At 69.7% G+C, this 12038-nt stretch carries 11 protein-coding genes and 1 pseudogene; 3 read left to right on the forward strand and 9 right to left on the reverse strand.

Features of this window, described 5'->3' with window-relative positions:
- Positions 1-186 (reverse strand): annotated as a pseudogene (locus tag GBZ26_RS20135) (BAX inhibitor (BI)-1/YccA family protein); the annotation flags it as partial.
- A gap of 496 nt (positions 187-682) precedes the next feature.
- Here GBZ26_RS20135 and GBZ26_RS20140 point away from each other — a divergent pair.
- The gene (locus tag GBZ26_RS20140; protein WP_246653579.1) at positions 683-937 is read left to right on the forward strand and encodes a hypothetical protein; all 255 of its coding nucleotides are present in this window, start codon (positions 683-685) and stop codon (positions 935-937) included.
- Between the two features lie 13 nt (positions 938-950).
- Here GBZ26_RS20140 and GBZ26_RS20145 read toward each other — a convergent pair whose 3' ends face one another.
- A complete protein-coding gene (locus GBZ26_RS20145; protein WP_174440369.1) occupies positions 951-1277 on the reverse strand; it encodes a YgaP family membrane protein in 327 nt (108 codons plus the stop codon).
- A gap of 180 nt (positions 1278-1457) precedes the next feature.
- Here GBZ26_RS20145 and GBZ26_RS20150 point away from each other — a divergent pair, with 180 nt between their 5' ends.
- Entirely contained in the window at positions 1458-2852 is a 1395-nt protein-coding gene (locus GBZ26_RS20150) for an aminotransferase-like domain-containing protein (RefSeq protein WP_174440370.1), read from the forward strand.
- A gap of 21 nt (positions 2853-2873) precedes the next feature.
- On the opposite strand, the gene thiD is transcribed toward GBZ26_RS20150, so the two are convergent.
- From thiD to egtB, 6 genes are all read right to left on the reverse strand, one after another.
- Positions 2874-3689 carry a bifunctional hydroxymethylpyrimidine kinase/phosphomethylpyrimidine kinase gene (gene thiD, locus GBZ26_RS20155; protein WP_174440371.1) on the reverse strand — a complete coding sequence of 272 codons (816 nt, stop codon included), beginning with the start codon at positions 3687-3689 and terminating at the stop codon, positions 2874-2876.
- Between the two features lie 41 nt (positions 3690-3730).
- Entirely contained in the window at positions 3731-5098 is a 1368-nt protein-coding gene (gene glmM / locus GBZ26_RS20160; protein WP_174440372.1) for a phosphoglucosamine mutase, read from the reverse strand.
- A gap of 129 nt (positions 5099-5227) precedes the next feature.
- Entirely contained in the window at positions 5228-6373 is a 1146-nt protein-coding gene (folP, locus tag GBZ26_RS20165; RefSeq protein ID WP_174440373.1) for a dihydropteroate synthase, read from the reverse strand.
- A gap of 108 nt (positions 6374-6481) precedes the next feature.
- Complete coding sequence (locus GBZ26_RS20170) at positions 6482-6940, reverse strand: hemerythrin domain-containing protein (RefSeq protein ID WP_014240091.1); 459 nt, start codon at positions 6938-6940, stop codon at positions 6482-6484.
- 78 nt (positions 6941-7018) lie between these two features.
- Positions 7019-7993, reverse strand: a complete 975-nt coding sequence (gene egtD, locus GBZ26_RS20175; protein WP_174440374.1) for an L-histidine N(alpha)-methyltransferase — start codon at positions 7991-7993, stop codon at positions 7019-7021.
- Positions 7993-9249: an ergothioneine biosynthesis protein EgtB gene (gene egtB, locus GBZ26_RS20180; RefSeq protein ID WP_174440375.1), complete on the reverse strand. Its 1257-nt coding sequence runs from the start codon at positions 9247-9249 to the stop codon at positions 7993-7995. The genes egtD and egtB overlap by 1 nt, the downstream gene beginning before the upstream one ends.
- A gap of 180 nt (positions 9250-9429) precedes the next feature.
- Between egtB and GBZ26_RS20185 the strand changes: the two genes are divergently transcribed.
- Positions 9430-10584: an SDR family oxidoreductase gene (locus tag GBZ26_RS20185; RefSeq protein ID WP_174440376.1), complete on the forward strand. Its 1155-nt coding sequence runs from the start codon at positions 9430-9432 to the stop codon at positions 10582-10584.
- Positions 10585-10590: 6 nt separating this feature from the next.
- On the opposite strand, the gene GBZ26_RS20190 is transcribed toward GBZ26_RS20185, so the two are convergent.
- Positions 10591-12038 (reverse strand): putative bifunctional diguanylate cyclase/phosphodiesterase (locus GBZ26_RS20190; RefSeq protein WP_174440377.1); only part of this gene is annotated, 1448 nt, incomplete at its 5' end.

Raw genomic sequence — 12038 nt, forward strand, 5'->3', positions numbered from 1 at the left:
GATCGGCACGTACAGCGCCGGCGTGCTCGCCACGAACAGCGCCACCAGACCGGTCACGCCCAGACCGAGCATCATGAAGTTGTAGACCCGCAGCATGTGCTTGCGCAGGCCCTCGTCGAACGCCGCACGGTCCACGCCCGCGGCACCGGCGCCCCAACGACTCTGGTTGGGATACTGGTCGAACATTGCGAAAACTCCCTCGTTCAAGCCTTTGACCGGCAAGCCTCTGACCGGCGGCGGGCGCATGGCGGCGGGTCGGCCGCGCTAACGCGGCGGGAAGGTGTGGCTGCGCTGTCCATCGAAGAACCCTCCAGATGCGGTCACGCCCGTCGGCGCAAGAGCAGATGAAGAGATCCGACATCGCAGCCCCCAACCTCGTGACCGGCGACTCGGCTGCCAGAGGGGCCCGGACCCTGATTGCCCTAATAGTTGGCCGCGTGGCCGGCGGCTTTCAAGATACCCGCCCACTCATGGACTCCACGCGAACGGGAGCTTGGAACACGCGCGCCTGTTCTTATATGGCGCCTTGGGAGCGGCCGATCCGGAAAGCCGGGACGCCGCTTCACCCTTCAACAACCACCAGAGCCGGACCAACAAGATGGAGAGTGCCGCGTTGAGCGACCAGCACCACAGGCGCCTTGAACGGCGGGTGGATCGCATTCAGGAGAAGCTTCCTGACTCCATGGCGCGGACGCTGGCATGGCTCCGCGAGCCGCGGGCGACCTGGGTGCGCGTCCCCGCCGGCCTGCTGCTGATTCTCGGTGGCCTGTTCAGCTTCCTGCCCGTGCTGGGCATCTGGATGCTGCCCCTCGGCCTCGTTTTGCTCGCTTACGACGTCCCCTTCCTTCGTCCGCCCATCAACCGCGCGCTGGTGCGCGGCGAGCGGCGCTGGAAGGAGTGGAAGCGGCGGCGCCGCGCCGCCTCCTCGTCCTCGTGACCGTCCCGTTGCGTCAGGAATAGGACCCGGTGCGGGCCGGCGTCCGCTCCAGCGGCCCTTCGCCGGGGCTGTAACGCTCCGCTCGCGGACTGGACAGGCGGTCGTGATCCTCGTCCGCCACCATGGCTTTCAACGGGCAATGGCCACTCATGCCGCGGGCCACCAGGGCGGCGCCGGCCAGCCCCATGATGGCGCCCCGCACGTCGGCGCCGCGGCGAACGCCGCCCGCCGCCATGACGAGGCCGAGGCCGGTGGACACGGCGCGTTCCAGCGGGCCGAGATTTTGCGCGCCTCCAAAGAAGCGGTCGTAAGTGTGTCGGATGGCGTTTTCGGCGCTCATGCCTGAATTCTCCCGGCTGTGCCCGGCGCGAAAGGGATGCCGAAGCGGCGCCGGGCGGTCCTGACTGCAACGCCCGCCCGGCCATCCGGGTTCCCAAGCACACCACACGCCCGGAACCGCACAATTGCGACAATGCGGTGACACTTGCCGATGGATCGGTACAATGTCATCATTGTCCCCATGACACAGTGGGTTCCTGATCTGGAGGGCCGTCAAGGTCCCCGTTATCGCGCCATCGCCGACGCCCTGTCCGACGACATCGCCAACGGACGGCTCGCTCCCGGCACGCGGCTTCCCACCCACCGCGACCTCGCCTACCGCCTCGGCGTCACCGTCGGAACGATCACCCGCGCCTACACGGAAGCGGAGAAGCGCGGGCTGATCGGTGGCGAGGTGGGGCGCGGCACCTTCGTTCAGGGGCAGCGGCACATGCCCCCCTCCGACCCCTTCACTTGGACACCCCGGCCCGAACCGTCGGTCGTCAACATGACCGTCGTGACGCCCGATCACCCGATGTCGGTGCCGATGATGGGCGCCACTCTGGCCGCCATCGGCGCCTCGCCGAACCTGGGGGCGCTCCTGGAATACGCGCCGCACGCCGGCCTGCCCGCCCACCGCGCCGCCGGGGCGCAGTGGCTGACGAGGCAGCACCGGGTCCTGGCCTCCGCCGACACGATCCTGCTGACCACGGGCGCGCAGAACGCCATGGCGGTCGCGCTGGCCGCGGTGGCACGCCCCGGCGACGTCGTGCTGACGGAGCGGCTGACCAATTACGGCATCAAGACCCTCAGCGCGGTCGAGGGTTATCATCTGGAGGGGATCGCCATCGACGAGCATGGCGTGGTCCCGGACAGTTTCGACAGCGCTTGTCGCCGTCTGGCACCCAAGGCACTGTATCTGGTGCCGACCCTGCACAACCCCACCGCCTCCGTCATGCCGCAGGCCCGGCGTGTGGAGATCGCGGCGATCGCCCGCCGCTACGGGGTGGTGCTGATTGAGGACGACGTCTTCGGTTTCCTGCTCCATGACGCGAAACCCATCCAGGCCATCGCCCCGGACGTCACCGTCTATGTGAACAGCCTGTCCAAAAGCGTGTCGGCCGGACTGCGGGTCGGCTACGTCGTCGCGCCGCCGGCCCTGGTGCCGCGGGTGGAGGCGGTTATCCGCGCCCTGCAATACTCCTCCCCGCCCCTGCCGCCGGAAGTGGCGACGCGTTGGATCACCGAAGGCAGCGCCGACCGCATCGCCGAGGCCCAGCGCGGCGAAGCCATGGCACGCCAGCAGATCGCCCGCTCCATCCTGCCCGCCAGCGCCGTTTGCGGGCACCCGTCGGCGCAGCATCTCTGGCTGGTCCTGCCCGAGCCCTGGCGGCGCGACGATTTCATCGCGGAGGCGCTGCGGCGCGGCGTGAAGGTGACCGGCGGCGACGTGTTCGCCGTGGGCCGGGCCGCCGCCCCCCACGCCGTGCGGCTGGGCCTGTGCCACCCGCACAGCCGGGACGAACTGGCGCGCGGCCTGCGCACGCTGGCCGACCTGCTGGAAAATCCGCAGACGGCGATGCTGTCGATCGTGTGAAGAGACGGAACGGCCGCGCCCTTACGGGAACGGCCGGACCGTGTGCAGATGGTTCAGCGGGCCGTGCCCGTGCCCGAAGCCGGGGGCGGAGCGGATGGCCTCGTCCACATAGGCGCGGGCGCGGGCCACCGAATCGCGCACGCCCAATCCCTGGGCGACGCCGGCGGCGATGGCCGAGGCCAGGGTGCAGCCGGTGCCGTGGGTGTGCGGGGTGTGGATGCGCCGCCCCTCGAACACCTCCTCGCCGTCCTCGGTGAGCAGCAGGTCGCACAGCCGCTCGTCCTCCAGATGGCCGCCCTTCAGCAGGACGGCTTTCGGCCCGAAGGTGCGGATCATCTCGGCGGCACGGCGCATGTCGTCCAGGTTGCGCACCGGGATGTCGGTCAGCGCCTCGGCCTCCGGCAGGTTGGGGGTGACCAGCTCCGCATGGGGCAGCAGGCGCTTGCGCAGGGTCTGCACGGCGTCCGGCTCCAGCAGGAAATGGCCGCTTTTCGAGACCATCACCGGATCGACGACCAGCGGAACGTTGATCGCCCGCGCCTCATACTCGCCGGCCACCGCCTCGATGACGGCGGCGTTGGCGAGCATGCCGATCTTGATGCTGTCGGCCCCGAGGTCCTCCAGCACCACCTTCATCTGAAGGGCGACGAAGGCCGGGTCCACGGGCAGCACACCATAGACCCCCGTCGTGTTCTGCGCGGTCAGCGCCGCGATGGCGGTCATGGCAAAGGCGTTCAGCGCGCTGACCGCCTTGATGTCCGCCTGGATGCCGGCACCGCCGCCGGAATCGGACCCGGCGACGATGAGAACACGGCCGTTGATCGGGTGGGCCTGCATCGGGATTGCTTCCGTCTGGTCGTCTGGTTGGAGGGTTGGCCTTAGGAGGCGGTCTCCAGCCGGGCGGCGTCCGTGATGGCGCCGGCAATGTCGGCCACCACCGTGTGCACCAGCCCTTCGTCGTCGCCTTCGGCCATGACGCGGATCACCGGCTCGGTCCCCGACTTGCGGATCAGGATGCGCCCCGACCCGTTCAGCCGCGCCTCGCCGTCGCGGATCGCCGCTTGGACGGAGGCGATCTCCAGCGGCTTCGACCCGGCGGCGAAGCGGACGTTGGTCAGCTTCTGCGGCACCGGAGCGAAGACCTGGCAGACCTCGCTGGCCGCCCGGCCGCCGGACTGGATCAGCACCGCCAGGACCTGGAGTGCGGCGATCAGCCCGTCGCCGGTCGTGGAATAGTCGGACAGCACGACGTGCCCCGACTGCTCCCCACCGACGTTGTAGCCGTGCTCGCGCATATGTTCCACCACATAGCGGTCGCCGACCGGGGTGCGCACCAGCGCGATGCCCAGCCCCTGGAGGTGTCGTTCCATGCCCAGGTTGGACATGACCGTGGCGACCACGCCGCCGCCCTTCAGGGTCTGCGCCTGCGCCCAGGAGGAGGCGATCAGCGCCATGACTTGGTCGCCGTCGACGACGCGCCCGGCCTCGTCGACCATGATCAGGCGGTCGGCGTCGCCGTCCAGCGCGATGCCCAGATGGGCGCCATGGGCCACCACCTGCTCCTGCAGGGTCCGGGTGGCGGTGGCGCCGCAGTCCTTGTTGATGTTCAGGCCGTCCGGGTTGACCCCGACCGGGATCACGTCGGCCCCCAGCTCGTACAGCACCTTCGGGGCGACGCGGTAGGCGGCGCCGTTGGCGCAATCCACGACGATCTTCAGCCCGTCCAGACGCAGGCCGCGCGGGAAGGTGTTCTTCACATACTCGATGTAGCGGCCCGTCGAATCCTCCAGGCGGGAGGCGCGGCCGAGATCGGCGGAGCCGGCGAGGTCCGGCGCGAAGGGCTGGCCCATGCGCGTCTCGATGGCGATCTCCACCGCGTCCGACAGCTTGTAGCCGTCCGGCCCGAACAGCTTGATGCCGTTGTCCTGGAACGGGTTGTGCGAGGCGGAGATCATCACGCCGAGGTCGGCGCGCAGGCTGCGCGTCAGCATCGCGACGGCTGGCGTCGGCAGCGGGCCGAGCAGCACCACGTCCATGCCCATGGAGATGAAGCCCGCCGTCAGCGCCGGCTCCAGAAGATAACCCGACAGACGGGTGTCCTTGCCGATCACCACGCGGTGCCGGTGGTCACCCCGGCGGAACTGCAAAGCGGACGCCATCGCGACGCGCAGGGCGGTTTCCGCCGTCATCGGATCGATGTTTGCGGTGCCACGGATGCCGTCGGTGCCGAACAGGTGTCGCGTCATGAAAATCCTCGGGAATGGCCCAGTCACTGTACCGCAAGTGCGGATGTGTGAAAATGTCATCGCTTGGCACGGGGGGCGGGGTCAAGAACCCTTCCGCGCACACGCCAAAGGGTTACATGGGCGATGCGGTCACGGCACCCGTGCGGGATGCAGCCCCTCCCAGACGGCGCGTGCCTGGACCGTTTGGGGCACGTCATGGACACGCAGGATCTGCGCGCCCTGGTTCAGCGTTTCCAGCCCCCCCGCCAGCGAGCCGGGCAGACGCTCCTTCGGCGGCTCGCTCCGCGACAGCTTGCCGATCAGGGTCTTGCGCGACAGCCCGATCAGCAGGGCGCAGCCCAGCCCGTGATACAGGGCGGTGTGGCGCAGGATGTCCAGATTGTGCTCCACCGTCTTGCCGAAGCCGATGCCGGGATCGACGGCGATGCGCTCCAGCGGCACCCCGGTGGCGAGGCAGGCCTCCACCCGCTCCTCCAGCCAGTCGAAGACGTCGAGCGCTGCGTCCTCATAGGTCGGATTCTGCTGCATGGTGCCGGGTTCACCCCGCATGTGCATGACGACCACGGGTGCCGCCTTTTCCGCCACCAGCGGCAGCGCGCCGGGATCGCGCAGGCCGGCCACGTCGTTGATCAGCGCCGCCCCGGCGCCGAGCGCCGCGCGCATCACCCGCGCGTGCCGCGTGTCCACCGAAACCACCGCGCCCTTGGCCGCAAAGTGGCGGACCACCGGCAGGACACGGGCCTCCTCCTCCTCGGGCGACACGGGGGCGGAGCCGGGACGGGTGGATTCGCCGCCGACGTCCAGCAGATCGGCACCGGCCTCCAGCATCGCCTCGCCATGGGCGATGGCGGTCCCGGCGTCGAAGAAGTCGCCGCCGTCGGAAAAGCTGTCGGGCGTCACGTTGACGATGGCCATGATGCGCGGGCGCCCGAGGTCCAGCCCGGCGAACGGCGACCGTCCGCGGGTCAGCGCGCCCAGCCGCTTGTCGAGGCTCTGGGCGACGGCGGTCCCGCGCTCCCACCCCCAGGCCATGATCTCGGTCAGCGGCGCGAAGGCCCGCTCGATCCGCGCGCCCTGCCGGACGATCAGCTGGGCGGTGGCGAAGGCGAAGCGCCCGCCGGCCAGCGGCACCGCCGCCCCGGCGCTCCAGGCGGCGACGGGCAGGAGCCCGACCGGCCTCAGATAGACGCGGACGCCGCCCTCCCCCGCCCAGGGCGCGAAGGAGGCGAGCGAGCCGGCGGCTGACTTCGGGGTGGGCTTGGAGATGGGAGGCATGGCGACGGTTCGTGCAGCGGAATGGAAGACCGCAGCCTGTCACGGCGGGAAGCCCCGGCGCAAGAGACTGCGGTCCACCGCTTCATTGGAAAGCCGTCGCCCTGGTCGTTACGCGCTCTTGGGCAGCGGGGCCAGGGCGGCCAGCATCTGCTTCTTGCGCTCCCCGTAGATGCTGCCGAGTTCCTCGGCGCGCTTGTCGTCGAGCGCCTTCTTGGCTTCCTCGAACAGTTCCTCCTCTTCCTCGTCGAGGTGGTGGCGGGTGACTTCGCCCAGCACCTGGAGCTTGGCCTTCCAGGCGGTGCTGTCGGCGGGCATGGCGTTCAACTCGTCGAGGAAGCCATTGATGATGTGATGCTCGTTCAGGCCTTCGGTGGTTTCCTGCTTGGTGTTCTTGGCCTTGGACAGCGACTGGTAGAAGACGGCCTCCTCGATCTTGCCGTGCGCCCACAGCTCGCGCTGCAGGTCTTCGTAGGCGGCACGCCCGTCGCCGTCCGCCTTCTCGGCCGCGTCGAGCAGGCGGCGGATGGTGTCGTGGTCCTGCTTGATCCGGTCGAAGATGCTGGTCATGGGTCCTGTCCTGTTGTTGCGATGTCTCGACGGGACTCAACCCTGGCCCGGATATGGTGTTCCCGGTGCCAAACGGGGTCAGCCATGCCGAACCATCCAGTGCAGGCTGAACAGCCGGCTCTCGTCGGTCCAGCTCCGCTCCGTGTGCCAGCCGGCGCGGGCGGCGAGGCGGCGGAAGCCGGGCACGGAGTATTTGTAGGAATTCTCGGTGTGGATCGTCTCGCCACGGGCAAAGCGTATGGGATGACCGGCGATATGGACGGTCTGGTCGTCCAGGCTGCGCAGATGCATCTCGATCCGCCCTCGCGCGGTGTCGTAGCGGGCGACATGGGCGAAGCGGTCCAGGTCGAAGGTGCCGTCCAGTTCCCGGTTGATGCGGGCCAGCAGGTTCATGTTGAAGGCCGCCGTCACCCCGCGGACGTCGTCGTAGGCGGCCTCCAGCACCGCCGGGTCCTTGCGCAGGTCCACGCCGATCAGCAGCCGCGCCCCGGCCCCGAGCCGCCGCCCGAGCGTGTCCAGGAAGGTCATCGCCTCGGCGGGCCGGAAATTGCCGATGGTGCTGCCGGGGAAAAAGGCCATCGTCCGCTCCGGCGCGGCGCCCCGCGGCAGCGCGAAGCCCCGCACATAATCGGCGGCCACCGGCACCACCGTCACCGCCGGATAGTCGCCGGCCAGCCTGGCGGCGGCGGCGATCAGATGGTCGCGGCTGATGTCCACCGGCACATACATGGCCGGCGCGTCCAGCGCATCAAGCAGGATGCGCACCTTGACGCTCGACCCGCTGCCCAGCTCCACCAGGGTGGCGCCGCGCCCGGCCAGACCGGCGATCTCGTCCGCACGGGCTTGCAGCAGGGCGGTCTCGGTCCGCGTCGGGTAATATTCGTCGAGCGTGCAGATGGCGTCGAACAGCGCCGAGCCCTCGGCGTCGTAGAAGTACTTGCAGGGCAGGCTCTTGTCCGGGCGGGACAGGCCCTCCAGCACGTCGGACAGGAACACGTCGTCCGGCACCGGCCCCTGTGCCGGATGGGCGCGGGCGGCGGAAATTGCGGTCATCAAGCGTCCTCCGCGAGGCGCACGCCGCTGAACATCCAGCGTTGGTGCGGGTAGAAGAAATTCCGGTAGGTGGCGCGGGCATGGCCGTCCGGCGTGGCGCAGCATCCGCCGCGCAGCACATACTGGTTGGCCATGAACTTGCCGTTGTATTCGCCGACCGCCCCGACAGCGGGACGGAAACCCGGGTAGCCGCTGTAGGCGCTGGCCGTCCACTCCCAGACATCGCCGAACATCTGGACGAGTCCCTCGCCCGCCGTGGCGGCCACCGGACGCAGCAATCCGCTGCCCAGCGTGTTGCCGGTGGCGGGCATCCCCGCCGCGGCGGTCTCCCACTCGGCCTCGGTCGGCAGGCGCTTGCCGGCCCAGCGGGCGAAAGCGTCGGCCTCGTAGAAGCCGACGTGGCAGACCGGGGCGTCGTCGTCCAGCGGATGCTCGCCCAGCAGGGTGAACTCCCGCCAGCCGCCGTCCTCGCCGCGCCGCCAGTAGGCCGGGGCCTCCCACCCCTCGGCGTTGACCGTGGCCCAGCCGTCGGACAGCCAGAGCGCCGGGTTGCGGTAGCCGCCGTCCTCGACGAAAGCCCGCCACTCCCCGTTGGTCACCAGCCGGGAGAACAGGCGGAAGGGGCGCAGCAGCACCTCGTGCCGCGGCCCTTCGTTGTCGAAGGCGAAGCCCTCGCCGTCATGTCCCACCGCGACGATCCCGCCGTCCACCGCGATCCAGCGCCCCTCGTGGGCGGGGCCGCGCAAGGCCGGGCGGTAGGGCCGGTAGGCCGGCGCGACTGGGTTGCAGGCGAACAGGTGCAGCAGGTCCATCAGGATAAGCTCCTGGTGCTGCTCCTCGTGGGCGAGGCCGAGCGTCACCAGCGGTGCCAGCCGCTCGGCGTCGGGACGCTCCAGCAGGGTCAGCATGGCGGCGTCGACATGGTCGCGGTAGGCCGCCACCTCGGACACGCCGGGCCGCGTCAACAGGCCGCGCCGGGGCCGCGGATGGCGGGCGCCGACGGCCTCGTAATAGGAGTTGAAGAGATAGCCGAAGGCCGGATCGAAGGGCCGGTAACCCGGCAGATTCGGGATCAGCAGAAAGGTTTCGAAGAACCACGTCGTGTGGGCCAGATGCCATTTGACCGGGCTGGCGTCCGGCATGGACTGCACCACCTGATCCTCCGGCGACAGCCCGACGGCCAGTTCCGCCGAGGTGGCGCGCACCCGGCGGAATCGGTCGGCGAGTTCGCCGGCTTTGGCGGCTGTTTTGAGCATGGGCGCTGTTTCCTCCCCCGCCTGACAGGTCCCGGTAAAGCTGTGCCGCTTCGCTGGCCCGCCAACCCTCCTTTTGGAGTGACCCGGACGCACCGCCCGGCGGCAACGCTCCGCGTGACCGCCTGTTCACAGCGGATGACGCACGGATTCCGACGATCGAACGATGGAGGAACGGCACCCATGCAACCGCGGCTCAAACCCATTGACGAGCAGGTGATCGTCATCACCGGCGCGTCGAGCGGCATCGGGCTGGTCACCGCCCGCATGGCCGCCCGCCAGGGCGCGAAGGTCGTCCTGGCCGCCCGCGACCGCGACGCGCTCGCCCAGGCGGCGGAGGACATCCGCGCCGCGGGCGGGGACGCGATCCACTGCGTCGCCGACGTGGCCGACCCCGAAGCGCTGCGGCGGGTGGCCGACGCGGCGGTCCGCAGCTATGGCCGGATCGACACCTGGGTGAACAACGCCGGCGTGGCGATCATCGGCAAGCTCCTGGACACCGCCCCGGACGACCACCGCCGCCTGTTCGAGACGAATTACTGGGGCGTGGTCAACGGCTCGCTGGCGGCCGTACCCCATCTTCGCCGGAACGGCGGGGCGCTGATCAACATCGGCAGCGTGCTGTCCGACCGCGCCATCCCGCTCCAGGGCGCCTATGTCGCCACCAAGCACGCGGTCAAGGGCTTCACCGACGCGCTGCGCATGGAGCTGGAGGCCGAGGGCGCGCCCATCTCGGTCAGCCTGATCAAGCCGGCGGCGGTCGACAGCCTGTACGAGGACCACGCCCTCAACCTAATGGAGGTGGAGCCGAGCAACCCGCCCCCGGTCTACGCGCCGGAGGTCGTGGCGAAGGCCATCCTGCATTGCGCCCGCCGTCCGATGCGCGACCTCTATGTCGGCGGCGGGGCCAAGCTGTTCGCGCTGGCGGAAACCTTCGCGCCGCGGCTCACCGACCGGATCATGGAGCGGACCCTGCCGCGCGTCATCCGCTCCGGCGGGCCGCTCCGCCCGCGCAACGACGCCCTGCACAGCCACGGCGACGATGGGCGGGAGCGCGCCGGCCGGCATCGCTTCGTCCGCGAAACCAGCCTCTACACCGAGGCGCGGATGCATCCCTGGATCACCGCCGCGGTGGTCGCCGGTTTCGGGATTCTGGCCGGAACGGCGATGGCGCGCGGCTGGGCGCGGGACGACGAAACGGCGTCGGGACTGAACCGGCACCGCCGCTTGATGCACCGGCATCGCGACCGGATGGACGAAGAGCGGCGCACCATCGGCCACAACGCGAAACCCGCCTGGCAGGCGGCGGAAGAAGGCGTGGTGACCTTTCCCCGCTGACCGCCGCTACACCGGCACCCTGGTCGCCGCCAACAGTTCCACTTTCGGGGGTTGGCGACCACGGGCGGCGCGCAGCGCCAGGATCGGCTCCAGTTCCTCCGCCAGGACCGGACGGCTGAACAGATAGCCTTGGAAGCTCTCGCATTTCAGGCTGCGCAGAAGCTGGAGCTGCGCCTCCGTCTCCACCCCCTCGGCGACCACCGACAGGCCGAGGCTGCGACCCAGCCCGACGATGGCGCGCGGGATCGAATCGCCGGCCCCATCCTGCTCAAGATCGTGGATGAAGGAGCGGTCGATCTTCAGCTTGTCGATCGGGAAGCGGTGCAGGTAGTTGAGCGAGGAATAACCGGTGCCGAAATCGTCCAGCGCAATCAGGCACCCGCGCTGCTTCAGCGCGCGCAGCGTCGCGATGGCCGACGGGACGTCGTCGATCAGGGTGCCCTCGGTCACTTCGATCTCCAGTTCCCACCCCTGGAGGCCGTTGCGGTCGAGCGCCGCGGCCACCTTGGCGGGAAGCTGCCCGTCACGGAACTGCTGGGCGGAGACGTTGACGGCAACCGGCACCGTCAGGCCGATCTGGTCCCGCCAGCGGTGGATCTGGGCGCACACCTCGTCCAGCACCCAGTCGCCGATGGCCTGGATCAGGCCGGTTTCCTCGGCCACGGGAAGGAAACGGTTGGGCATGATGAGACCGGCTTCCGGATGACGCCAGCGCAGAAGCGCCTCCACCCCGACCACGAGATCGTCGGAAATGCGCAGCTGCGGCTGGTAGACCAGGAACAGCTCCCGGTTCTGCAGGGCGCGGCGGAGAGCCGCTTCCAGATCCAGACGTTCGCGGGACCGCGCGCCCATCTCCCGCGTCACGAAGCGGTATGCATTTCGCCCGGCGTCCTTGGCGTTGTACATCGCGATGTCGGCGCAGCGGATCAGTCCCTCGGCATCCTCCGCGTCGTCGGGAAACAGGCTGATGCCGATGCTGGGCGACACCACAAAGTTGCGACCGCCGATGGCGAAGGGTGCGGCGAGCTGCGCCAGGACCTTTTCCGCCACCGCCGCGGCATCCGCCGCCTTGCGGATGGTCGGGACGACGATCAGGAACTCGTCCCCACCCAACCGGCCCACCGTGTCCGTCGGCCGCATACCGGCGTGCAGCCGCCGCGCCACCGACCGCAGCACCTCGTCGCCGAAGGAGTGGCCGAGGCTGTCGTTGATGACCTTGAAACGGTCCAGGTCGATGAACAGAACGCCGACCTTGCCGCCGTCGCGCCGCGCCTCACGGGCAGCCTGGGCGATGCGGTCGAACAACAGGACGCGGTTGGGCAGGCCGGTCAGCGGATCGTAATGGGCCAGATAGTGAATGTGCTGCTCGGCCCGCCGCTTGTCGCCGATGTCCTCCACGAAGGCCATGACGAAGGGCGGGTCGCCGGGGGTGGACACCGGCTGGAGGTGAAGGG

Origin of the sequence: Azospirillum formosense, assembly GCF_013340925.1 — a bacterium.
In the GTDB taxonomy this organism is placed as follows: domain Bacteria; phylum Pseudomonadota; class Alphaproteobacteria; order Azospirillales; family Azospirillaceae; genus Azospirillum; species Azospirillum formosense.